Here is a 22,388-nt window from a genome sequence, read left to right on the forward strand (position 1 = left end):
CAGCCTGCACCTTCCCACAGTGGTAAGGTCAAGCCCTTCTGCACGTGCCGAGTGCGAAGCGCCGCGGCGGGCTCAGCCCGCCGTGTCGGCGAGTTCCTTCTGCCTGATGCAGGCGACGCTGTGGCCGAGGCCGACCTCCTCGATCTCGGGGATCGCGCTGGCGCAGGCGTCGATCACATGCGGGCAGCGCGTGCGGAAGACGCAGCCCGAAGGCGGGTTGAGCGGGCTCGGGATGTCGCCCTTGAGGATGACGCGCTCGCGCTTGATGCTCGGATCGGGCACCGGTGCGGCCGAGAGCAGCACCTTGGTGTAGGGGTGGCGCGGATTGGCGTAGACCTCCTGCGCCGGGCCCTTCTCCATGATTCGGCCGAGATAGAGCACGACGATGTCGTCGCAGAGATACTCGACGACGGAGAGGTCATGGCTGATGAAGACCATGGTCAGGCCGAGTTCGCGCTGCAGCTCCTGGATCAGGTTGAGCACCTGGGCCTGGACCGAGACGTCGAGCGCCGAGACCGGCTCGTCAGCGATGATCAGCTCGGGCTCCACCGCGAGCGCCCTTGCGATGCCGATGCGCTGGCGCTGGCCGCCGGAGAATTCATGCGGGTAGCGCCGTGCGTGCTCGGCGTTGAGACCGACCCGGTCGAGCAGCTCGGCGATCCGCGCCTCACGGGCCTTGCCCTTGGCGAGGCCGTGCGTGTCGATCGCCTCGCCGATGATCTCGCCGACCCGCATGCGCGGGTTGAGGCTGGAATACGGGTCCTGGAAGATGATCTGCAGCCGCCGGCGATAGCCGCGCAGCGCCTTCTCCGGCAGGCCGAACAGGTCGACGCCGTCGAACACGGCTTCGCCGCCGGAGGGCTCGACCAGACGCAATATGCAGCGCCCGACCGTGGTCTTGCCCGAGCCGGATTCGCCGACGATGCCGACGATGCTGCCGCGGCGAACCTCGAAGGAGACGTCGGAGACCGCCCGGACCTCGCCGCCACGGGTCGAGAAGACCTTCTGAAGATTGCGGACGGAGAGCAGCGGCGTCTCCGAAGCGACCGGGTTTGCGGGCGTGCTTGCAGCCGTCACAGCGCGTCGTGCCTCCAGCAGCGGGTGAGATGGGCGGCCGCGACGTCGAGCAGCGGCGGCACGGCCTGCGTGCAGCGTTCTTCGGCCAGTGGGCAGCGCGGCGCATAGGTGCAGCCGGGCGGCAAGGCGAGGGGGCTCGGCACGCTGCCAGGGATGGCGTTGAGCAGGCGGCGGCCCTGGCCGGGAACGCGGTCGCGCCTTGCATCGGGAATGCAGGAGAGCAGGCCGCGCGTATAGGGGTGGCGCTGTCGTGCGAAGACGTCGGCGACCGGCCCCTGCTCGACGACTCTGCCGGCATACATCACCGCGACCTCATGGGCGATCTCGGCGACGACGCCGAGATTATGGGTGATGAACAGGATGCTCATGCCGATCTCGGCCTGGAGCCGGCGCAGGAGGTCGAGGATCTGCGCCTGGATGGTGACGTCGAGCGCAGTCGTCGGCTCGTCCGCGATCAACAGGGCAGGATTGCAGGAGAGCGCGAGCGCGATCATCACGCGCTGGCGCATGCCGCCCGACATTTCGTGCGGATACTGTGCGAGGCGCCGCTCGGCCGCGGGGATCTCGACCAGTTCGAGCATGCGCTTGGCCCGTGCCCGCGCCTCGCGCCGCGACAAGGGCTCGTGCAGCAGGATCATTTCCATGATCTGGTCGCCGACGGTGAAGAGCGGGTTGAGGCTCGTCATCGGCTCCTGGAAGATCATCGCGATCTCGCTGCCGCGGATGGCGCGCATCCGCTTCAGCGGCAGCTGCGCGAGATCGACGACCTCGCCGCTGCGCAAGCGGTAGAGGATGCGCCCGCCGACGATGCTGCCGGGATGGGCAAGTAGCCGCATGATCGAGAGGCTGGTCACCGACTTGCCGGAGCCGGACTCGCCGACCACGGCGAGCGTCTCGCCGCGGCGCAGCGAGAAGCTGACGCCGTCGACCGACTTCACCGCCTGCGAGCCCAAGAGGAAATGGGTCTGGAGATCCTCGACCCTGAGCAGGATGTCGTCCTCGGCCGCGCCCGCGGCGACGGCTGTCGTTTCCGTGGTCGCCATGGTCAGAGGTCCTTGCGCAGGCGCGGATCGAGCAGATCGCGCAGACCGTCGCCGACCAGCTGCAGCGACAGCACGCTCAGCACGATCGCGGCGCCGGGGAAGAGCATCATCCAGTCGGCCTGGCCGATGTATTGCCGGCCGCCGGCGATCATCGTGCCCCAGGTCGGGATCTCCGGGCTGACGCCGACGCCGAGGAAGGACAGGCTTGCCTCCGCCAGCATCGCATAGGCGAAGATGAAGGTGGCCTGGACCAGGATCGGCGAGACGAGGTTGCGCAGGACATGGCGGGTCATGATCCGCCAGGTCGGCACGCCGAGCGCCCGCGCCGCCTCGACATAGGGCAGTTCGCGGATGATCAGCGTCGAGGCGCGCACGATGCGGGCGAGGCGCGGCGCGTAGACGATGCCGAGCGCGACGATGACCGTGGCGAGCGAGGGGCCGAGCGCCGCGACCAGCGAGATCGCCAGCAGGATGTCGGGGAAGGCCATCATTGCGTCGATGATGCGGGCGATGACGCCGTCGGCCCGGCGGAAGAAGCCGGCGACGAGGCCGAGGGTGATGCCGAGGATCGCGGCGAGCGTGGTCGCCGCCGCGCCGACCAGCAGCGAGAGCTGGCCGGCATAGATGGTGCGGCTGAAGATATCGCGGCCGAACTCGTCGGTGCCGAAGAACCAGCGTTCGCTCGGCGGCTTCAGCCGGTTGACCACCGAAAGCCGGCTCGGCGAATAGGGCGCGATCAAGGGCGCGAGGATCGCCAGCAGGGCGATGACGGCGATGATGACGAGGCCGATCACCAGCGTCTTGCGCTGCAGGATCAGGCTGGCGAGCCGCGGACGGGCGGCGGGCGAGGAGGGGGCGGCCATCAGTAGCGCACCCTGGGGTCGATCGCGAGATAGAGCATGTCGATCAGGAAATTGATCAGCACATAGAGGGCGGCGATGACGAGGAGCGCGCCCTGGATGACCGGATAGTCGCGGCGCAGCACGGCCGAGACGACGAGATTGCCGATGCCCGGCAGGCTGAACACGGTCTCGGTCACCACCGCGCCGGAGATCAGCAGTGCCGCGGTGAGGCCGATCACGGTCAAGACCGGGATCAGCGCGTTCTTGAGGGCGTGCTTCATCACCACGCCCCATTCGCCCATGCCCTTGGAGCGGGCGGTACGGACATAGTCGTCGTTGAGCACGTCGAGCATCGAGGCGCGGGTGAAGCGGGTGATCAGCGCCGAGGAGACGATGCCGAGCGCCAGCGCCGGCAGGACGAGATGGCGCAGCCGCTCGAGGAAGGAGGCGTCGGGGCCGCCATAGCCGGAGGCCGGCATCCAGCCATAACGCACGGCGAAGATCTGGATCAGGATCAGGCCGAGCCAGAAGCTCGGAATGCTCGCGGCGAACATGGCGAAGGTGGTGGCGAGCTGGTCGAAGAGCGAGCCGCGCTTGTAGGCCGAGAGGATGCCGACCGGCAGGGCGATGGCGCTTGCGATCAGGATCGAGAACAGGGTGAGGAAGAAGGTCGGCTCGGCCCGCTCGGCGAGCGCGCTCAGCACGGGCATGTTGAGGAAGATCGACTGGCCGAGATCGCCGCGCAGGAGCTGGCCGAGAAACAGCACGTATTGCGTCGGCAGCGACTGATCGAGCCCGAGCCGGCTGCGCAGGGCGCTGATGTCGGCGGCCGTCGCATCGGGGCCGAGCATGACCGCAGCGGGGTCGCCGGGGGCGACGCGGACGATGATGAAGACGATCGTCACGACCGTGAACATCACCGCCAGCATGCCGAGGATGCGCTGCATCACATATCGCGTCATCGCGTGCCGATCTTCCCTTCTGTGCTTCCCGGCGTTCATCGCCGGTCAGCCGCCGTTGCAGGCGTGTTCTGCCCATCGGCGTTCGAAAAACTCTGGTCATCCCGGACGGAGCGAAGCGGAGATCCGGGATCCATGCCGGAGCCTTTCCGCAAGAGTTTCCGGCATGGATCCCGGGTCTCCCTACGGTCGCCCGGGATGACACGCGCTTGATCGGGAGCAGCCCGAGGCCGCTCCCGAAGCGTGTGGAGTTGGCTTCCTGACGATCGCTTACGGCTTGAGCGAGGCGTTCCAGAAGTACGGCCAGGGCGAGGCGGTGTAGCCGTTCAGGCGCGGCGACTTGGCGCTGAGGGCGGCGAAATCGCCGACCTTGTAGAAGGGCACCTCTTCGAAGATCAGCTTCTGCAGGTCGGCGAAGATCGCCTTGCGCTTCGTCACGTCCGCTTCGGCGTTGAGCGCGTTGAGGAGCTTGTTCTTGCTCTCGCTCGCCCACCAGCCGGGATAGCTGTCGGGCAGCGGCGCGATCAGGGCCGGCTCGGCCAGGAACGGGCTGTGGGTGATGAAGATGTCCCAGAGGGCCGGCTCGGCGCGGCGCTGCACCAAGGTCGCCCAGTCGACGACCTGGAGGTCGACCTTGAGGCCGGCGGCCTTGAGGTATTCGGCCGCGACCTGCGCCATCTTGTAATGGAACTCGTATTGCCGGCTGGTCAGGATGCGGATCGGCGCGCCGTCATATTTCGCGGTCTTCGCCAGGGCCTTGGCCTTGTCGGCATCGCCCTGGTTGTAGGCCTTGATGCCGGCATCGCTGCGCCAGGCATAGCCTTCGGGGTACATGGCGCCGTCGACCTTGTAGAACTCCGGCTTGCCGAAGGCGGCAGCCAGCATGTCCTCGGCGTTCAGGGCAGCCTGGACAGCCTTGCGCATGTCCTGGTTGGTCATCATGCCCTGCTTGTTGTTCATGATGAACATCGGCCAGCCGAAGCCCTGCATCAGCAACGGCTCGGTCTTGGCCTGGCCCTTCAGCCGGTCGAAAGCCTCGACCGGGATCAGGTCGGCGAAGTCGAACTGGCCGGCGAGCGCGCCCTCGACGCGGGTGTTGGCGTCGGGCACCGGTACGAAGCGGATCTCGTCGAGATACTGCTTGCGGGCGCCGCCGAAGCCGTCGGGCTCGCCCTGGCGCTGCTTGTAGCCGTCGAAGCGGGTAAGCTGGATGTACTGGTCGGGCTTGCGCTCCTTGAGCTGGTAGGGCCCGGTGCCGATCACGTCCTTGATCGGATTTTCCATCTTGTCGGCTGGCATGATCACCGCCGCCGAGTTGTTGAAGGCGAGCAGCGCGGTCAGCGGCGCGAACGGGGCCTTCAGCGTGATCTTGACCGCCTTGTCGCCCTCCGCCTCGATCGAGGCGATGTTCCCGGCGACGAGCTTGCCGCGCGAGGCGAGCTCGGTCCAGCGCTTCAGCGAGGCGACGACGTCCTGCGCGGTCATCGCCTTGCCGTTGTGGAAGGTGACGCCCTGGCGCAACGGGATGGTGTAGACCTTGCCGCCGTCGCTGATCTGCGGAAGCGCCTCGGCCAGAAGCGGGGTCAGCGCCCAGTTCTTGTCGAAGGTGTAGAGCGTCTCGTAGAAGTGCTGGGTGATCATGCCCAGAAGGTCGCCGGCGGCGACCATCGGGTCGAGCGTGTTGGGCTCGCCGATCGTGGCGACGTTGAGCGCGCCGCCCTTCTGCTGGGCGAGGGCCGGCGCTGCGGCGCCCCATCCCGTGACGGCGAGCGCGGTCACGCCGATCCGGGCCAATTTCGTCAACATCTCAGCTTCCTCCCTGTGGTTTCTTGTCAGTCGGTGTTGAAATCAGCTGTGCGTCCCGTCAGCGCTGGCGGATGGTCTCCACGACATGGGCCAGCTGCTCGACCACGGCGGCGGTGATCTGCTCGCCCTTCTCGCGCGTCGCCAGCGAGGGGTCGCCGACGACCCCCGTGCCGCCGGACATCTCGTGCATCGAGCGGAACAGCGCGCCGCGGGCCGGCAGGATCATGTCGGCATTGGCCCAGTCATGGGTGCCGACATAGCTCATCCCCGAGACCAGCGCGGTGCGCACGCTTTTGGGCGCGCCGAGCAGCATCAGCGAGGTCTCGAATTCGCAGGCATGGTTGATGCCGGCAAAGCTGCTCTCGCGGATCGTGCCGAGTTCCTTGGCGGCCAGGCGCCACCAGGTCAGGAAGGCGACGCGGCAGTCGCGATGCTTCGTGCCGAAGGTCTCCAGCAGCACCTGGCCGATCGCCTGGTTGCCGCCATGGCTGTTGAACAGCACGATGTTGCGGAAGCCGTGGCGCACGACGCTTTCGAGGATATCCCCGACATAGGCCAGGAAGGTCTCGTGGCGGACGCTGAGCGTGCCGGCGAAATCCATGTGGTGCTCGGAGCAGCAGACCTTCACCTGTGGCAGGATCAGGACCCGATCCCCCAGCTTGGCTTCCAGCGCCTGCAGGAAATGATCGCCGATAACGGCGTCGGTTTCGAGCGGCAGATGCGGGCCGTGCTGCTCGATGGCGGCGACGTTCAGGACGACCGGGATGTGGCGATCGAGCGCGGCGACTTCGTTCGTCGTGAGGGGTTCCCAACGCATGGTTCTGGTCCGGCTCTCAGGAGATGGTGCGTTCGGAGACGCGGAAGCGGGCGATCGCGGCCTCGTCGAGGACGATGCCGAGCCCCGGCCCGTCATCGGGAATGCGCACATGCGGCGGCTCGAAGGCGAGCGGCTTGGCGAGCAGATCGTGGCTGCGGATCATCCGGCCGAAAATGTCGCTCGGCCAGACGCAGCTCTTCGCCGCGGCAGCCTGGTGGACATACATCGCTTCGAGAATGCCGAGATCGACCTCCGAGCCGTGCCAGCAATAGACGCCGGCGGTCGAGGCGATGTGGTCGAGCGTCTGGAACTTGGCGAGGCCGCAATTGAAGTTGAAGCCGTCGACGGCGCCATGGGCGATGGCGTTGATCGCGTCATGGGCGCGCTGGCCCTGATAGATATAGGGCAGCGAGACATGCAGCACGATCGGGATCGAGGAGAAGCGGCGCAGCTCCGCGAAATCCTGCAGCATCCAGCGCGGCAGCGGATCCTCGAGCAGCAGGACGTTGCCGATTTTTTCCAGCTCCCGGATGATCGGGCGCGCATTGCCCGAGTTCTCCCAGCGCTGGTTGGGATCGAAGATCACCTTCATGCCGGGCGCGTGCTGCTTGATCTGCGCGCACCAGCCGGCGACGTCGTCCTCAAGGTCGCATTTGAACTTGATGACCTTGTAGCCCTGCTCGAAATAGCGCTTCACCCAGGGGCCGACCTCGTCCTGGGTGCGGTGACTCGACCAGGCGCTGACATTGACCCGGTCGCGGATGGCGCCGCCGAGCAGCCGGTGCATCGGCACGCCCAGCGTCTTGGCATAGGCGTCCCAGATCGCGCATTCGAAGCCGTCATATTCGCGGCAGAGCGGCAGCGGCAGATCCTGCAGCGGCAGGTCGAAGATCGACTGGCCGATCAGGTTGGCGCAGATCGCCTCGAGGCGGGGCCATTCATGGTCGCGGTAGAACTCGCCGATGCCGACGACGCCGTTCTTCAGCGTCATCCTGACGATCAGCTTGGGGAGCTCGTCGAACTGTACGCTCCAGCTCGCCTTGCCGCCGACCGGCAGCATATGCAGCGGCTTGGCGAGGCTCTCGGAATTGATCACGCCGGGATTGGCGGGGACGATGACCTCGTCGAACTGGAAGGACAGGATCGTTCCGTCGGCTGGCTGCATGGCTCGGCTCGTCTTCTGGTCATTGGCGCGTGGCGCGCGACGGGCCGGGAATGTAGCTAGATTACATTTACTGTCAATCGAGCCGAAGATATTTGCACATGCGATGACGCTGTGGCGCCGTTTTACAAGGGGCGAGATGCCTGTGGGCCGGGCGCTGCGCAGCTGCCAAGGTGTCCTGATCGAACGTTATCTGATTGATTCTTCGGTTTTTTCTTTGAGGCAATACGCCGCTGCGCCATGCCGAGGGTCTCGGCCGGCTCTCAGGGTTTGTGGATGTAGCAAAATTACCTGATCGCGGAATCAGTCGCCGATCGGCTGCCCCTCTGTGCTGCCATGCAGGGCGATGAGCGTCGCGCGGGCGCGCCAGAGCTTCTTCGAGACGCTCTTCATGCGGCGGGCGCCGAGCAGGGTCGCGATGCAGTCGAGCAGGAAGAGCTGCCCGTAGCGGCCGCGATTGGGCATGTAGAAGAACTTTTCCTCGTCGAAGGCCTGGAGCGGCACGAGCACGCTGGCGAGTTCGGCGAGCGGGCTCGGCGGGTGGGTGACGGCGATGACGCCGGCGCCCTGGCTGCGGGCGATCTCGGCGCTGTCGAGCAGCGAGCGCGGCTTGCCGGTGACCGAGAAGATCAGCAACACGTCGTCGGGCCCGCAGGTCGCGGCCATCACGCGTTGCTGATAGGGGTCGGCCGTCGAGGATGCGGCGACATCTAGCCGGAACAGCCGGTTCTCCGCTTCGGTCGCGACATTGGCCGAGCTGCCGCCGACGCCGAAGCAGAAGATGCGGCGGCCCTTGTCGAGCAGGTCGACGGCGGCCTCGATCGCCTGCGGATCATGCTGGGCGAAGGCCATCGACAGCGCCTGCACGGTCGCATTGTAGACGTGCTCGGCGACCTCGTTGCCGGTGTCGGCGGGCTGCTGGCGCTCGGCGGCGAGATACATCCGGCCGATCGCGTATTCCTGGGCCAGGCGGATCTTGAAATCGGTGAAGCCGTCGCAGCCCATGCGGCGGGCGAAGCGCACCACCGTCGGTTCGCTGACATGGGCCTGGGTCGCCAGGTCGCGGGTGCTGATCCGGGCTGCGCCGTCGATGTCCGCCAGAATGATCTCGGCGACATTGCGCTCGGCCCGGTTCATCTCGGGGGCTTCGAGCCGCATGCGATCGATCAGGCTGCTCACGTGGCGCATCGTCCCCTTTCCGGCATTCGCAGTTGCGGCGTCGCATATCCCGTGATCGGGACCAAGGGTATCCGTGCGGTCGCGGGCGGTGTTCCACAGCCCGGCATGCGGCTCCGGCGAAACGCCGATTATCGCGACATGGACGGGCAGGGCAAGGCGTGTCGCCACAGGCCTGCCGCGAGATGGTCACGAAATCACCCCGCGGGAGCTCGGCCTCTGCTCCCATTCGTACGGTCTTATGCAGACGATCGACAATCAGGGGAGGAGGTCTCATGCGCACGATCACGATAGCGGCCGTCGCAGCGCTCGCCCTGGCGGGTGTGGCGCAGGCTCAGACGGAGCCGAGTGGAACGCCGCCGGTGCAGTCGCCGGTGGCTTCTCCCGACATTGTGCCGGCTGCTTCCGAGATCACGGCCATTCACGTGGTCGAGCTCGACGATCTGCCCGATGAGGCGAGGGCGAGAGTGAACCAGCATGTGGCGACCCGCACGGCCAACGAGGTGCAGCAGCTGCAGCAGGCGATCGAGGCTGTGCCGACGGTCAGATCGGCGGTAGAGGCGCAGGGGTTTTCGGTCCGCGACGTGGTGATGGCCGAGATGAGCGACGAGGGGGAACTGACCATCGTCACCAGGCGCATCGGCTGACAGCGGCGCCTTCGGCTATCGGCTTCCCGGACGGCGTCGCTCCCCGGTGAAGGAGCACTGTCACGCCGTCCGCTTCTTCTTCATTGAAATCGCCGGGGCGGGGGCGGGCGACAGTGTCGCCCTATGTGCTCAAGCCCTGCCTCCGGCGTCGCTTATCGACAGATCCAGCTTTCAGATGGCAACGTTGGACACTGCCATTTGAAAGCGTCCGGTACTAGCTCCAGAACCCATCCTGATGGGCGCGTGGCGAGAACGTTTCCGAGTCGTCCTGCTGGGTCGTCTCGATGTCGTCCTCGTGTTCGGCGTCAAGCGCGCCTTCCGAGTCGTGCCGTTCGAGCATGGTTCTCTCCTTTCATGATCTAGGGGGAGTTTTGCTTCTGGCACACCAAAGATAGGCCTTTTTGCTGCGCTGCACAAGGTTTTGGGCGGGGCAGGGATCTTCCCGAAGGGCAAGACCGGCTCAGCCATTGCCCCCCGAGGACCCTTCCGCAACGGTCGCCGACTGGCTTTCCGCAGCGCGATCCAGGCATGCGGCCATGGCCGACGTGCCCCAGGAATGCTTCGAGCATTGCGCCGTTCCGACGGTCAGATTGGGGGCCGATCCCTGCGGCTGCTGCGCTCCGCCGCATCCGCTGAGAGCCAGGGCGAGTATGGCCAGGGTCAGTCGCATTTTGGTCTCCCGTTTCGAAAGCCGACCAGTCGATCACAGAGATTTGGCAGGAGTTTGAAGTTGCACAAACGTCGATGCTGGCGCGCGATTTGCGCGTAAGAGATCAGACCGTGCCGATGCCGTCCTATTTCGAAACGCCTTGCTCCATAACAGCGCAATCGGAGACGTCCCATGTCGTCGCGCCCCCTGTCTCTGCGTCTGGCTCGCGTCTTCGAGCGCCTTGACCGGCGCAAGCGGGCTGCCCGAAAGGCGGCGGCTGCAAATGCCGTTCGGAACCCCGAGCTGCATGACGCCGAGATGTCGGAGACGAAGGAGGGCGGCAAGAAGCCGGCCCAGGCCGGCGAGAAATAGCCTCTCTCCTTTTTGACTGCCCACTGCCCGATCGGCGACGGGTGCAGGTTCGGCGTGGAGGGCGCCGAACCTGCACCCGCCGGCTGTCACCAACTCTGACGATCGTACCAGCTATCGATGTCCGCCTTCACGCGGTCCTTCTCGATGCCGTAGCGCTCCTGAATCTTGCCTTCGAGCTGGTCGCGCTTGCCGGCGATGACGTCGAGATCGTCGTCGGTCAGCTTGCCCCATTGCTCCTTGACCTTGCCCTTGAGCTGCTTCCAGTTTCCTTCGACGCGGTTCCAGTCCATCGGATCACTCCTTTCAAGGGGGAGGGGTAGGAGGCCGCCCAGGCGGCCGCGCGGTCAGATCAACGGGCCACGATAGGGCTCGGCCCGGTCGTCGAAACGACTCCAGCCGGTTCTGCGATATTCGGCGAGGCGTTCGTCGCGGTCGATCGGCGTGGCGCCGTCCATGATCGCCTCGGCGGCGGGCGCCCGGTCGTCGCTGGTGCGGACCGAGACGACCGATCCACCGCGGCGCACCGTTTCGGCATAGTAGTTGGCGTCATCCTCGCTGGCGCCCGCGCTGGTCAGCGCGCCGACGATGCCGCCCGTGGCGCCGCCGGCGACAGCGCCAGCCGCGGTCGAGGCGAGCCAGCCGGCCGCTACCACCGGCCCGATGCCGGGAATGGCGATCAGGCCGAGGCCCGCCAGCAGGCCGGCGGCTCCCCCGAGCGCGGCGCCGATGCCGGCACCTTCGCCGGCATTGCTGTCATCGGCCTTCTCGTGCCGCCCGACGAGGCTGATCTCCGAATTGGAGAAGCCCGCGGCTTCGAGCTGCTCGACGACGATGCGAGCGGATTCATAGGTGTCGTAGGATCGCGTAATGGTTTGGGTCATCTCTGCTTGTCTCCCGAAATCGATGAGGTCGCTCAGTTGCGGGTGATGTTGCCGCGGTAGTCGACCGAGACGCTGACCTGCGTGCCCGAATGCGTCGCCGTTCCCTTCCAGACGCCGTTGTCGTCCTTCTTGAGAGCGCTGACATTGGAGTAGCCATTGGCCTCGAGGCGGCTCTTGGCCTGGCCCTCGGTGAAGCTGTTGGCCCCCGGCAGGGGCGCATTGGCGTCGGCCGGCGCCTTCGGGGTCGGCATCGGCGATGTGGTCGAGGTCTGTGCCTGCGCGCCGGTCGCAATCAAGGCGCAGAAGATCGACGTGAGAACCACGTTCCGCATCATTATCTCCTTGTGGAAAAACGGTATTTCGTCCGCTGCCAATAAAACTGGCGGCGGACGGACAAGTTCCCGGAAAACTGAAAATGCGGCCGGCGCCGTCCGTTCCGCCGGGGTGGCGGGGACTTGCCGGGCGCGGCGTCGGGCGAGCGCGGCTCGTCCGCGGCTCAGCCGGAGAAGGCGAAATCCAGGCCTGCGGCGACGTGGAGCTGCGTCGTGTCGAAGACCGGCAGAGCGAAGTCACCCTGCGAGAGCAGCAGCGTCAGCTCAGTGCAGCCGAGGATGACGCTGTCGATCGCCTGAGGCCGCATGCGCTCGATTTCGTGCAGGCAGGTCGCGCGCGATTGTGGGCGTATGATGCCGCAGCAAAGCTCCTCGAAGATGATGTCGCTGATCGCGAGGCGCCCCAGCGCGTCGGGGATCGCCGGAGACAGCAGGCCGCCTTGCGCCAGGCGCTGACGATAAAAGCCCTGTTCCATGGTGTAGCGGGTGGCGAGCAGGGCCGGCCGCCGGCAGCCCGCGGCCTCGATGGCGCGTGCGGTGACGTCGACGACATGGATGAGCGGGATCCCGATCGCCGCCTCGATCTGCGGAGCGAGGCTGTGCATGGTGTTGGCACAGATCATGACGCCGGCCGCGCCCGCCCGCTCGAGGCCGCGGGCGGCTGCGGTCATCAGCTCCGCCAGCTCGGCCGTGGCGCCGGCCGCCTGAAGGCGGGCGATCGCGGCGAAGTCGAAGGAATGCAGCAGGAGCGGGGCGGAGTGGAGCCCGCCGAGCCTGGCCCGCGCGCCCTCGTTGAGCAGGCGGTAATATACCGCCGTGCTCTCCCAGCTCATGCCGCCGAGCAGGCCGAGCGGTTTCACGATCCGACGGCGTCCTGCGGGGCGTCGCCGTCGCGGAAATGCGGCCCGCTCATCGCTTCTGCGTATGCGCGAAGACGTCGTAGTTCAGCTCGGCGATGCGGAACCATTGCTGGATCTCGTCGCGGAAGCGCGTCCACGGCTCGTAGATCCGCCGGAACTCGGCATTGCGCGCCGCTTCCTCGCGATAATAAGCGTCTGCCGCCTTGAATGCGGCTTCCATCACGTCGCGGGGGAAGGAGCGGAGCTGTACGCCAGCACCGACCAGGCGGCGCAGGGCGGCCATGTTCTGGGTGTCGTACTGCGCCAGCATCAGCATGGTCGACTCGGCGCTAGCCGTCTCGATCGCCGCCTTGAACTCGTCGGGCAGGGCGGCCCAGGCCTTGTCGTTGATGTAGAGGCTGATCTGGGGACCGCAGTCCCACCAGCCCGGCGAGTAATAGTAACGTGCGACCTTCTGGAAGCCGAGGCGTTCATCATCGGCCGGGCCGACCCATTCGACCGCGTCGATGGTGCCGCGTTCCAGGGCCGAATAGATGTCCCCCGCCGCGATGGTCTGCGGCACGACGCCCATGCGCGACAGGATCTCGCCGCCGATGCCGGGAATGCGCATCTTCAGGCCGGAGAGATCGGCGACGCTGTTGATCTCCTTGCGGAACCAGCCGCCCATCTGGCAACCGGTGTTGCCGAGCGGGAACTGAACCACGCCGAAGCGGGCGAAGAGGGGCCGCAGCAATTCGAGGCCGCCGCCCTGCATCATCCAGGCGATGTGCTGGCGCGAGTTGAGGCCGAAGGGCAGGCCGGTATCGAAGGCGAGCGCCTTGTCCTTGCCGGTATAGTAGAAGGTCGCGCTGTGGCCGCATTCGATGGTCCCGGCGCCGACCGCATCGAGCACCTGGAGCCCGCCGACGATCTCGCCGGCAGCGAAGACCTGGATCTTGAACCGTCCCTTGGTCAGCTGATCGACCCGGCGCGCCAGGTTCTCGGCGGCATTGAACAGGATCGGCAGGGATTTCGGGAAGCTCGAGGCCAGGCGCCAGCGCAGCTCGCCGGATTGCTGCGCTATCGCCGGTGCTGCGATCGTCGTGGCCGCGGCTGCTCCGGCCAGTATCCGCCTACGCGTGAACGCCATTTTCTCCTCCTCCGAGAATTGCGTCGGCTTCGATCTCGATCAGGATGTCCGGGTGGATGAAGGTGATCCCGGCCAGAAAGGACGTGACGGGCTGGATCTGCCCGAAGAACTCGCCGTGGATCTTTCCGACCTTCTCCCAGTCTTCGGCATGGCGCAGGAAGATGCGGGTGCGGACCGTGTTCTCGAGCCCGTTCATGCCGCAGGACGTCAGGGCTTCGGCGATCTTGCGCAGGCTCTCCCGGGTCTGGACCTCGACATCGCCCGTCCCGGCCACGCCGTCCGGGCCGAGGGCGGTGGTACCGGCGACGACGGCATGGTTGCCGACGCGGACGGCGCGACAATAGCCAATCCGCTTTTCATAAGGGCCGTCGCTGGCTACCTGCTGTCTCACAACCGTCCCGCCCTCTTATGTTCCGTTCGGAACATAAGAGGGCGGGCGCCGATCCCTGTCAATCGGATTCAGCGCGCATGCGAGATTCAGCGAAGGCCATGCTCACCGGCAACGCGATCACTACCGGCTACCGGATCAGCTTCCTGGCCAATTATCTGATGGGCGTGATCTATGCCCGGGTGCAGGCCGATCTCGGCTTCAACCGGGCCGAGGCGGCGATCCTGTTCTGCCTGGCGCATATGACGCCGCTGAGCGGGATCGAGATCGCCGAGATGACCGGGAGGCCGCGCAACAGCATCAGCCCGGCGGTCGGCAAGCTGGTAAGGCTCGGCCTGATCGCGAAGGAACCGGCCGAGCAGAACCGCAAGATCGAGCTGCTCTCGCTGACGGAGGAGGGGCGCGCAATGAGCGAGAAGGTGGTCGCCTATTTCGTCGCGCGCGAGCGCCCGATGCTCGAGCCTCTGGTCTCCACGGCCGAGCGCGAATTGCTGGACGGGCTTCTCGCCCGGCTGATCTTCCGCGAGGACAACTGGCTCGACACCACGGTTTAGCGCGCGGCTTCCCTCGCCTTGTACCTTCGCTCCGGCTGGAGCGAAGGGAATACCGGATGAGACCGGAACCTAGCTGGCGCCGCTCGCGAGTTGACGGCGATATTCATCGACAGGCAGGCCGCCGACTCCCCAATCTTCAAAAGCGACCTCGTCGATCACGACGAAGGTGGTCGCCGGCTTCTTGTCGAGGATTGTAACGAGAAGATCCGTGACGCCTTTGATGAGCATCGCCTTCTGTTCCGCTGTCGCACCCTCGCGTGTGATCTTGATGTTGACGTAGGGCATCGCGTTACTCCGGCTTGCGCTCGATGATCTGGAATATCTTGGCCATGATGCGCCACTGCCCATCGACCTGCACCAGCGTCAGGAAATCGACGAAATCACGCGCGCCTATGGTACAGCGCACGCGGGCGAAGGCCGTGTTGTCGCCGGCGAAATCGATGGCGTCGATGACGTCGCGGCGTTCATCGCCGCGACTGGCCGGGGATTTTCTGGCCGCGATGGCCAGCATGTATTCCGGCATCGTGCGATACAGCAGCGGCGTTTCGTCAGCCGTCGCGTATATTGCTTTCGGATGAAAGACCTGCTCGAGCTTCGCGGCGTCGCAATAATATAGCCCGTCGAAATACGCCTCGAGGACCGCGGTGACGGCTTGAAATGGCGCGCTCATGCGGCGGCCTTCTCGATCAGCCCTTCGTCGACCATCGCCTTGCGGACCGCCGGCCGTGACGCCACGCTGGAGACGTATCGTTCGACCTGAGGCCAGCGGCTGAGGTCCAGTCCGACAAATCTCGCCCAGTTCAGAACAACGAACAGATATGCATCGGCAACACTGTAGGTTGCTCCGAGGACAAAGCTTCGTCCGTCGGCAAGCGTGTTTGCGACATCGCCGATCCGCCGGGCAAGCACTGCTTCGGCAGCCTCCTTTTCCGTTTGCGAGAGCAGGCGCTCGCCGAAATAGGGCGAAAACGCTTTGTGAAGTTCCGAGGAGATGAAGTTGAGGGCTTCCTGCAAGCGTGCACGATCGAGCGTGCCGGCCGCGGGTTGCTGCGCTTCATCGCCATAACGGTCGGCAATATATTGCAGGATCGCTGGATTTTCGGTGATGACCGTGCCGTCCTGAAGGACGAGCGCCGGCACATAGCCTCGCGGGTTGATCGATCGATAGTCAGCACCGGCTGCCGTCAGACCGGTCTTGGTGTCGACCTGCGTGGCTTCGAAAGGGATATTGAGTTCGGTGAGAACGATACGCGCGGCAAGTGAGCACGCGCCGGGCTTGAAATACAGGTGCATCAGCTACTCCATGTCGTCTGCTGGTTGACCGTCGACGATCTCAAGCTATGAATTTCGGTTACTAGTGGCAACGAAGTTTCCATTGGAAACCATCGTTTCACGTTTCCGCGGAGTAACCTGGTTTCGAGATGCCGATTAAGGTCAGAAAAAATCGAAGCGAGGCGCCGCCGCCGCCGTGCGCGCTCACCGAATGCATGGCGATCATAGAGGGCGCCTGGGCCCCAAATGTCATCTGGCAGTTGCGTGGCGGACCTCGCCGCTTCAGCGAGTTACGTATGGATATTCCGCCGATTTCCGCAAAGGTCCTCTCCCAGAGGCTCCGGGAATTGGAGCAACGCGGCGTCATCTCCCGACATGTTTTGGCGACGACGCCGCCGACTGTCGAGTATCGCCTGACGCCTCTCGGAAGCGAACTGCTTCCGGCGTTGAACGCCATCGTCGAGGTTGGTCATAAGCTCAAGCTTGCTGGTTTTCACGCTGATCAACGTTCGTGATCGTGGTCTGCCACTCGACGCCTTGCCGGTCGATGTGTTGAAAAACCTCCGTTTCTGCGTGGGCATGCACAGTTTTTACTTGCTGGTTCCTGCCGACGCTTTTGGGGGAAGGTGTCAGAAACAACATTGTCGCGACTGCGATGATGCCCCCGCTGCGCTCGGGGGCGGGCTTCCCAAAATGGTTGGCGTCGCCGGCCCGGTATGACTCGCGGCTTCCGAAAAAAAGGGGGCAGCGACCGGGATCGATTCCGGCTGACAGATGCGCAATTCGCGCGGATCGCGCTGCATCTGGCGACGGGTATAGGGGGCAAGCCGCATGTCGATGACCGCCGGGTCATCAGCGGCATCATAAATGGTTTGGAATTCGACGGAGGCTGGATCGACGCATCGTCCGATCAGGACGCGCGCAAAACGCTCTGCGATAGCTTTCGGTAGCTGCACTGCTTTGCGACTTGTCCGGAATGAGGCTTAGGCCGGACCAGAAATTACTCTCGCGCAGCGCCGGCGTTGCTTTCGGACAATGGTGCCGTCCGCTTCGCTTTTCCGTGCGGCGATAACGCAATTTACACAAGGTCACCCCTATCAACGGCGGTGATGCGGGGGGCATCGCAGCGCCGTCTTGCCCCCGCCGGAGCGGTCAGACGCGTCCGCAAAGAGGGGGTAGGGTTCGATGGAGATGTCCGTAAGCGGTGACCGTGCCGGTGTTCTGCATGGTGTCGTCGATCCCTCGCTGCTGCGGGATGAGCTGCTCTCCGAGATCTTCGAGGCTTCGGTCGTACGCACGCCCGAACGCACCGCGATCGTCTTCGAGGACCGGCGCATCAGCTATGCCGAGCTGAATGCGCAGGCCGACCGGGTCGCCCGGGCGCTGCGCCGGCAGGGGGTCAAGCCGGGCGAGTTCGTCGGGCTGTGGATGTCGCGCTCGCTCGACCTGCATGTCGGCCTGCTCGGTATCCTGAAGAGCGGCGCCGCCTATATCCCCTTCGACGTCGACGCGCCGGCAGAGCGCATCGGCGAATGCCTGAGCGATTGCGCGGCGAAGGTCATCGTCATCGATGCCGTGACGGCCGGGAAACTCGACCGCGAGCTGCCGGCGACGGCGCGCGACTGCCTGGAACTCGTCGCCGAAGGCGGGGAGGGCGCACCGCTCGACCTGCGGGCGGATGGCGTCACGCCCGAAACCCCGGCCTATGCGATCTACACCTCGGGCTCGACCGGCAAGCCCAAGGGCATCGTCATCGAGCACCGCAACATCTGCCACTATCTGCGCTCGTCCAACGCGATCTACGGGATGACGCAGGACGATGTCTCCTTCCAGGGCGCCTCGGTCGCCTTCGATCTGTCGCTGGAGGAGATATTCGTCCCCTACCTCGTCAGCGCGACGCTCTGGGTCGCCTCCCAGAAGGTGCTCGGCGAAGTCGAACGCCTGCCGGAGCTGATGAATGCGGCCGGGATCAGCGTGCTCGACACCGTGCCGACCCTGCTCGCCATGCTGCCGCAGGACGTCCCGAGCCTGCGCATCATCATCCTCGGGGGCGAGGCCTGCCCGCCCTCGGTGAAGCAGCGCTGGTGCCGTCCCGGCCGGAAGATCTTCAATTCCTACGGCCCGACCGAGGCGACGGTCGTCGCGACGGTGGACGAGGTCACGCCCGAGGAGGTGGTGACCATCGGCGTGCCGATCCCGAACTACACTTGCTATGTCGTCGACGAGCAGATGCGACTGGTCGGCCCCGGCGTCGAGGGCGAACTGCTGATCGGCGGGCCGGGCGTCGCGCGCGGCTATCTCGGCCGCCCGGACCTGACCGCCGAGAAGTTCATTGCGAATCCCTTCCACCCGATGGCCGGCGATCCGGTGCTCTACCGCTCGGGCGATGCGGTCAGCGTCGCCGAGAACGGCAAGATCCTGTTCCATGGCCGCATCGACGATCAGGTCAAGCTGCGCGGCTTCCGGCTCGAGCTCGGTGAGATCGAGGCGCGGCTCTCCGACCTGCCGGGTATCGCGCAGGCGACGGTGGTGCTGCGCCGCGATGACGGCATCGACCGGCTCGTCGCCTTCGTGGTGCCGGCGGCCGGTGCCGCGCTCGACCGCGCTCAGATCCGCAGCGCACTGAAGCAGACATTGCCGCCCTATATGGTGCCCTCGCATTTCGAGGAGATGGCCGAGCTGCCGCGCCTGACCTCGGGCAAGGCCGACCGCAAGGCGCTGAAGGCGGCGCCGCTCAGCGCCCCGGCCGAGACCGAGGAGCAGGAGGAGCCGCAGACCGAGACCGAGGCGGCGCTCCTGGCCGCAGCCAAGCCGCTCTTTCCCGGCCAGAATGTCGGCTTCGATGCGGATTTCTTCGCTGATCTCGGCGGCCATTCGCTGCTCGCCGCGACCTTCCTGGCGGCGGTGCGCGGCAATCCGGATCTGCCGGCGATCACGCTGGAGGACATTTACAGCCTGCGTACCTTAAGGGCGATCGCAGCCCGGATCGACGAGCGCGAGCAGGCTGCGGGCGGGCGCAAGCGGCGCGATCTCAGCTTCACGCCGCCGCCGCTGCTGCGCCGGGTGCTCTGCGGGCTGGCGCAGCTCGCCTGCATGCCCTTGCTGCTGCTGGCGCTGACCGGGCCCTGGCTCACCATCTTCGTGACCTATGAGCTGATCACCGTCGACGAGAAGGTCGAATTTCGCGAAGTCCTGATGCTGATGGGCGTCTACATGCTGGTGACGCTGGCGATCCTGATCGCCGGCATAATCGGCAAGCGGCTGGTGCTGTGGCGGACGACGCCGGGGCGCTATCCGCTCTGGGGCGTCTATTTCTTCCGCTGGTGGCTCGCCCGGCAGCTCACCTCCTTCATCCATCTCAACCGGATGCAGGGCACGCCGCTTGGGCCGTTCGTGCTGCGCCTGCTCGGCGCGAAGGTCGGCAAGCGCGTCTTCTTCAGCGGCTTCGAGGCCGGCGCGGTCGATCTCGTCGAGATCGGCGACGACGTCACCCTCGGCGGCAAGCTCAGCATCGCCAATGCCGAGGTGATCGGCAACGAGTTGGTGATCGGCAGGGTGACGATCGGCCAGGACGCCTATATCGGCACCTCCTGCGCACTCGGCCACGACACGGTCGTCGGCGAGGGGGCCGAGCTTTCCGACCTGACGGCGCTGTCGCCCGGTATGCGGGTCGGCGCCTTCGAGCACTGGGACGGCTCGCCCGGCCACAAGATAGGGACCGTCGACCCGGCGAACTGGCCACAGCACGCCCCGGCGCCCTCCGCTCCGGTCCAGGCCCTGCAGACGCTCTATTACGCGCTGCTGGTCCTGGCGATGCCGGCGCTCAGCCTGCTGCCGATCTTCCCGGCCTTCTACCTTTTCGACCGCTACGACACGGTCCTCCAGCAGATGGTCGGCGTCGACTATCACTGGTACCTGCCGGTGCTGACCTGGCCGACGGCGATGCTGATGATGCTCGGCACAGTGCTGCTGGTGACGGCGATCCGCTGGGTCGTGCTGCCGAGCGCGCCGGCTGGAACGAAGTCGATCCATTCCGGCTTTGCGGTGCGCAAATGGACGGTCGGGCTCGCCTCGGACGTGATGCTCGACAGCCTGAGCTCGCTGTTCTCGACCATCTATATGCGGGTCTGGTACCGGCTGATGGGTGCGAAGATCGGCAAGGACACCGAGATCGCCACCAATTTCGCCGGGCGCTACGACACGATTTCGATCGGCGACCAGTGCTTCGTCGCCGACGAGGTGGTGCTCGGCGACGAGGATGTGCGCCGCGGCTGGATGACCTCCGGTCAGGTCAGCACCGGTTCGCGCGTCTTCATCGGCAATGATTCCGTGCTGCCGCCCGGCGCCTCGATCCCAGACGGCGCGCTGATCGGCATCAAGTCGAAGCCGCCTGCCGACAAGCCGATGCAGCCGAACGAGACGCGTTTCGGCAGCCCGCCGATCCTGCTGCCGGCCCGCCAGCGCTTCGACGATGCCGATGTCGCCAAGACCTTCCGGCCGCCGGTCTGGCGGCGCGTGCTGCGGGCGGTGTTCGAACTGTTCAGCGTCTCGATGCCGACGATGATGTTCATCACGCTCGGCACCTTCGCCGCCGAATACGTGCTGTTCCCGGCACTGGAGAAGTCGCAGAGCTGGGCCGAGTTCGCGCCGGTCTTCATCGCGACCTGCGTCGCCTGCTCGATCATCCTGGCGAGCGTGGTGCTGGCGGTGAAATGGCTGCTGATGGGCGTCTACCGCCCCGGCAATCACGGGCTCTGGTCGTGGTGGGCGCTGCGCACCGAGGCGATGACGACCTTCTATTGGGGCACTGCGGGGGCGCTGTTGCTCAACGCGCTGCGCGGCACGCCGATGCTGCCCTGGGTAATGCGGATGTTCGGCGCCAAGGTCGGCAAGGGCGTCTTCCTCGACAGCACCGACATCACCGAGTTCGACTGCGTCGAGATCGGCGACCATGCGGCGATCAACGCGACCTCCAATCTCCAGACCCATCTCTTCGAGGACCGGGTGATGAAGGTCGGCCGGATCGAGATCGGCCAGGGCACGGCGATCTCGGCACTGACCACGGTGCTCTACGACACCCGCATCGGCGACTATGCGAGGCTGGGCAACCTCACCATCGTGATGAAGGGCGAGGCGATCCCGGCGCATACGCAATGGGCGGGAGCGCCGGCGCAGCCAGCGGCGGCGTAGGACGGTGGCGGGTCAGCGCAGGATGCTGGCGGCGAAGTCGCGGGCGATCTCGTCGATGCTCATGCGTTCGGGCCGGTACCATTCACCGGCCCAGTTGACCGCGCCGAGCAAGAGGAGACGCACCGCATCCTGCGAGACGCCCGGGGCGAGGAGCCCGGCTGCCGCGGCTTCCGTCACCAGTCCGCGCCAGATCTCCTCATAGCGTCGGCGCTCGACGCGGCAGTCCTCCTGGACCGCGGCCGGCAGGAAGGCGAAGGCACGGATGCTGGCCGAGGTGTAGGCGCTGTGCTCGAGCGAGGAGAGCAGGTGCGCCTTGATCGCCGCCTGCATCCTTTCGCGCGGCGATGCCGATGACCCGAGTGCCGCGAGCGCGCCCGTCACCGCCTCATGGACGACGCGCACGCCCTCGTTGACGACGGCACTGACGATCGCTTCCTTCGACGGGTAGTGATGATAGATGCTGCCGGCCTTGATCCCGACGCGGGCGGCGATCTCCCGCGTCGTCGTGGCGTCATAGCCCTGGCGGAGCAAAGCCGCGGCGGCGTCGAGGATCTGGCGGCGCGCGCCGCCTTCCGGGCGCTGGCCGCTCGCCGGATTGCCGGCCGGGTCCTGCTTCACGGAATTTCGCCCCAGGCAGTGCCGGCGATCCGCCGGCGTCGCATCAGCAGCCGCGCGGAGCCCTGCTGGACAACCGTTCCAGCCTGGTTCTCCAGCGCGATGGCAAGCCCGATCAGGCCGTGATCAGGGTGCTTGACTGCTCGCATCTCGGTCACCTCGATGATGGCGCGGATGGTGTCGCCGGCGCGGACGGGAGCGCGAAAATCCCAGTTCACGCCGAGCAGCGCGATCACCGTTCCGTCGATCAGGTCTAGCCGTGAGGCCAGTCCGAAGGCAATGCCGATGCCCATCGGGCCATGGGAAACCGGGGTCTTGAACTCGGTCTTCGCGGCGAAATCCGCATCGGTGTGGACGGGGTTGTAGTCGCCGGTGAGGCCGGCGAAGGCGCCGATATCAGCCTCGGTGATCGTCCGGCCCGGCGTGACGAAACGCTGGCCGAGCGAGAATTCGTCATAGACGCGCCCCATCGAAATCCTCCCGGTCTGCGGCAGGGCGCCCGCTGCGTAACCGCGCGGAAGGGCCTTGCCTATAGCGGCTCCCTACCGGTAGTTAGGTAGCAATGCCGCGGCGCGCGGGCAAGGCGCTGGCCGGCAGGTTGCGGGAGGCTTGGGCGA

The 22,388-nt window shown here is 66.0% G+C and carries 26 protein-coding genes; 6 read left to right on the plus strand and 20 right to left on the minus strand.

Annotated features, from left to right (window positions below; translation table 11 throughout):
• Positions 1 to 72 precede the first annotated feature (72 nt).
• The 8 genes from AC3RCC_RS07615 to AC3RCC_RS07650 form a co-directional block, all read right to left on the minus strand.
• On the minus strand, positions 73 to 1,077 hold the full coding sequence (locus tag AC3RCC_RS07615) for an ABC transporter ATP-binding protein (RefSeq protein ID WP_492258069.1): 1,005 nt from the start codon (positions 1,075 to 1,077) through the stop codon (positions 73 to 75).
• Positions 1,074 to 2,120 carry an ABC transporter ATP-binding protein gene (locus AC3RCC_RS07620; RefSeq protein ID WP_492258070.1) on the minus strand — a complete coding sequence of 349 codons (1,047 nt, stop codon included), beginning with the start codon at positions 2,118 to 2,120 and terminating at the stop codon, positions 1,074 to 1,076. Before AC3RCC_RS07620 ends, AC3RCC_RS07615 begins: the two co-directional genes overlap by 4 nt.
• Before the next feature lie 2 nt (positions 2,121 to 2,122).
• The gene (locus tag AC3RCC_RS07625; protein ID WP_291634585.1) at positions 2,123 to 2,983 is read right to left on the minus strand and encodes an ABC transporter permease; all 861 of its coding nucleotides are present in this window, start codon (positions 2,981 to 2,983) and stop codon (positions 2,123 to 2,125) included.
• Positions 2,983 to 3,924: an ABC transporter permease gene (locus AC3RCC_RS07630; protein ID WP_291648328.1), complete on the minus strand. Its 942-nt coding sequence runs from the start codon at positions 3,922 to 3,924 to the stop codon at positions 2,983 to 2,985. The genes AC3RCC_RS07625 and AC3RCC_RS07630 overlap by 1 nt, the downstream gene beginning before the upstream one ends.
• 267 nt (positions 3,925 to 4,191) lie before the next feature.
• Positions 4,192 to 5,727, minus strand: coding sequence for an ABC transporter substrate-binding protein (locus AC3RCC_RS07635; RefSeq protein WP_492258071.1), 1,536 nt, complete (start codon positions 5,725 to 5,727; stop codon positions 4,192 to 4,194).
• Between the two features lie 58 nt (positions 5,728 to 5,785).
• Positions 5,786 to 6,544: a creatininase family protein gene (locus tag AC3RCC_RS07640; RefSeq protein WP_492258072.1), complete on the minus strand. Its 759-nt coding sequence runs from the start codon at positions 6,542 to 6,544 to the stop codon at positions 5,786 to 5,788.
• A gap of 16 nt (positions 6,545 to 6,560) precedes the next feature.
• Positions 6,561 to 7,709 carry a mandelate racemase/muconate lactonizing enzyme family protein gene (locus AC3RCC_RS07645; protein ID WP_492258073.1) on the minus strand — a complete coding sequence of 383 codons (1,149 nt, stop codon included), beginning with the start codon at positions 7,707 to 7,709 and terminating at the stop codon, positions 6,561 to 6,563.
• Between the two features lie 300 nt (positions 7,710 to 8,009).
• Positions 8,010 to 8,894: a MurR/RpiR family transcriptional regulator gene (locus AC3RCC_RS07650; RefSeq protein ID WP_291634596.1), complete on the minus strand. Its 885-nt coding sequence runs from the start codon at positions 8,892 to 8,894 to the stop codon at positions 8,010 to 8,012.
• Positions 8,895 to 9,157: 263 nt separating this feature from the next.
• Between AC3RCC_RS07650 and AC3RCC_RS07655 the strand changes: the two genes are divergently transcribed.
• Positions 9,158 to 9,529, plus strand: coding sequence for a hypothetical protein (locus AC3RCC_RS07655; RefSeq protein ID WP_291634598.1), 372 nt, complete (start codon positions 9,158 to 9,160; stop codon positions 9,527 to 9,529).
• Positions 9,530 to 9,743: 214 nt separating this feature from the next.
• On the opposite strand, the gene AC3RCC_RS07660 is transcribed toward AC3RCC_RS07655, so the two are convergent.
• Complete coding sequence (locus tag AC3RCC_RS07660; RefSeq protein WP_291634600.1) at positions 9,744 to 9,869, minus strand: hypothetical protein; 126 nt, start codon at positions 9,867 to 9,869, stop codon at positions 9,744 to 9,746.
• Positions 9,870 to 10,370: 501 nt separating this feature from the next.
• Here AC3RCC_RS07660 and AC3RCC_RS07665 point away from each other — a divergent pair.
• Entirely contained in the window at positions 10,371 to 10,550 is a 180-nt protein-coding gene (locus tag AC3RCC_RS07665) for a hypothetical protein (protein WP_492258074.1), read from the plus strand.
• Positions 10,551 to 10,636: 86 nt separating this feature from the next.
• Here the strand turns inward: AC3RCC_RS07665 and AC3RCC_RS07670 are convergent, their stop codons facing one another.
• The 6 genes from AC3RCC_RS07670 to AC3RCC_RS07695 form a co-directional block, all read right to left on the minus strand.
• Positions 10,637 to 10,840, minus strand: coding sequence for a CsbD family protein (locus AC3RCC_RS07670; protein WP_492258075.1), 204 nt, complete (start codon positions 10,838 to 10,840; stop codon positions 10,637 to 10,639).
• Between the two features lie 54 nt (positions 10,841 to 10,894).
• Positions 10,895 to 11,431 (minus strand): hypothetical protein, encoded by a 537-nt coding sequence (locus tag AC3RCC_RS07675; protein WP_492258076.1) that lies wholly within the window; start codon positions 11,429 to 11,431, stop codon positions 10,895 to 10,897.
• Positions 11,432 to 11,463: 32 nt separating this feature from the next.
• On the minus strand, positions 11,464 to 11,763 hold the full coding sequence (locus tag AC3RCC_RS07680; protein WP_492258077.1) for a PepSY domain-containing protein: 300 nt from the start codon (positions 11,761 to 11,763) through the stop codon (positions 11,464 to 11,466).
• A gap of 164 nt (positions 11,764 to 11,927) precedes the next feature.
• The gene (locus AC3RCC_RS07685; protein WP_492258078.1) at positions 11,928 to 12,623 is read right to left on the minus strand and encodes an aspartate/glutamate racemase family protein; all 696 of its coding nucleotides are present in this window, start codon (positions 12,621 to 12,623) and stop codon (positions 11,928 to 11,930) included.
• 49 nt (positions 12,624 to 12,672) lie between these two features.
• Positions 12,673 to 13,752: a TRAP transporter substrate-binding protein gene (locus AC3RCC_RS07690; RefSeq protein WP_492258079.1), complete on the minus strand. Its 1,080-nt coding sequence runs from the start codon at positions 13,750 to 13,752 to the stop codon at positions 12,673 to 12,675.
• Entirely contained in the window at positions 13,736 to 14,143 is a 408-nt protein-coding gene (locus AC3RCC_RS07695; RefSeq protein WP_492258080.1) for a Rid family hydrolase, read from the minus strand. Before AC3RCC_RS07695 ends, AC3RCC_RS07690 begins: the two co-directional genes overlap by 17 nt.
• A 77-nt stretch (positions 14,144 to 14,220) precedes the next feature.
• Here AC3RCC_RS07695 and AC3RCC_RS07700 point away from each other — a divergent pair, with 77 nt between their 5' ends.
• The gene (locus tag AC3RCC_RS07700; protein ID WP_291634614.1) at positions 14,221 to 14,694 is read left to right on the plus strand and encodes a MarR family winged helix-turn-helix transcriptional regulator; all 474 of its coding nucleotides are present in this window, start codon (positions 14,221 to 14,223) and stop codon (positions 14,692 to 14,694) included.
• Positions 14,695 to 14,763: 69 nt separating this feature from the next.
• Here AC3RCC_RS07700 and AC3RCC_RS07705 read toward each other — a convergent pair whose 3' ends face one another.
• The 3 genes from AC3RCC_RS07705 to AC3RCC_RS07715 are packed head-to-tail and all read right to left on the minus strand — an operon-like array spanning position 14,764 to position 15,987.
• Positions 14,764 to 14,979, minus strand: a complete 216-nt coding sequence (locus AC3RCC_RS07705) for a tautomerase family protein (protein ID WP_291634616.1) — start codon at positions 14,977 to 14,979, stop codon at positions 14,764 to 14,766.
• Between the two features lie 4 nt (positions 14,980 to 14,983).
• Complete coding sequence (locus AC3RCC_RS07710; protein ID WP_492258081.1) at positions 14,984 to 15,364, minus strand: nuclear transport factor 2 family protein; 381 nt, start codon at positions 15,362 to 15,364, stop codon at positions 14,984 to 14,986.
• Entirely contained in the window at positions 15,361 to 15,987 is a 627-nt protein-coding gene (locus AC3RCC_RS07715; protein WP_492258082.1) for a glutathione S-transferase N-terminal domain-containing protein, read from the minus strand. Before AC3RCC_RS07715 ends, AC3RCC_RS07710 begins: the two co-directional genes overlap by 4 nt.
• A gap of 128 nt (positions 15,988 to 16,115) precedes the next feature.
• Here AC3RCC_RS07715 and AC3RCC_RS07720 point away from each other — a divergent pair, with 128 nt between their 5' ends.
• The 3 genes from AC3RCC_RS07720 to AC3RCC_RS07730 all read left to right on the plus strand — a co-directional run bounded on the left by AC3RCC_RS07720 (position 16,116) and on the right by AC3RCC_RS07730 (position 21,156).
• Positions 16,116 to 16,481, plus strand: a complete 366-nt coding sequence (locus AC3RCC_RS07720; RefSeq protein ID WP_291634622.1) for a winged helix-turn-helix transcriptional regulator — start codon at positions 16,116 to 16,118, stop codon at positions 16,479 to 16,481.
• A gap of 201 nt (positions 16,482 to 16,682) precedes the next feature.
• On the plus strand, positions 16,683 to 16,916 hold the full coding sequence (locus tag AC3RCC_RS07725; RefSeq protein WP_492258083.1) for a transposase: 234 nt from the start codon (positions 16,683 to 16,685) through the stop codon (positions 16,914 to 16,916).
• A 235-nt stretch (positions 16,917 to 17,151) separates the two neighbouring features.
• Positions 17,152 to 21,156: a Pls/PosA family non-ribosomal peptide synthetase gene (locus AC3RCC_RS07730; RefSeq protein ID WP_492258084.1), complete on the plus strand. Its 4,005-nt coding sequence runs from the start codon at positions 17,152 to 17,154 to the stop codon at positions 21,154 to 21,156.
• A 12-nt stretch (positions 21,157 to 21,168) separates the two neighbouring features.
• Here AC3RCC_RS07730 and AC3RCC_RS07735 read toward each other — a convergent pair whose 3' ends face one another.
• Both AC3RCC_RS07735 and AC3RCC_RS07740 read right to left on the minus strand, forming a co-directional pair.
• Positions 21,169 to 21,774 carry a TetR/AcrR family transcriptional regulator gene (locus AC3RCC_RS07735; protein ID WP_492258085.1) on the minus strand — a complete coding sequence of 202 codons (606 nt, stop codon included), beginning with the start codon at positions 21,772 to 21,774 and terminating at the stop codon, positions 21,169 to 21,171.
• Positions 21,771 to 22,241: a MaoC/PaaZ C-terminal domain-containing protein gene (locus AC3RCC_RS07740; RefSeq protein WP_291648292.1), complete on the minus strand. Its 471-nt coding sequence runs from the start codon at positions 22,239 to 22,241 to the stop codon at positions 21,771 to 21,773. Before AC3RCC_RS07740 ends, AC3RCC_RS07735 begins: the two co-directional genes overlap by 4 nt.
• Between the last annotated feature and the right edge of the window lie 147 nt (positions 22,242 to 22,388).

Source organism: Allobosea sp. GW823-FHT01F03 (genome assembly GCF_058798075.1).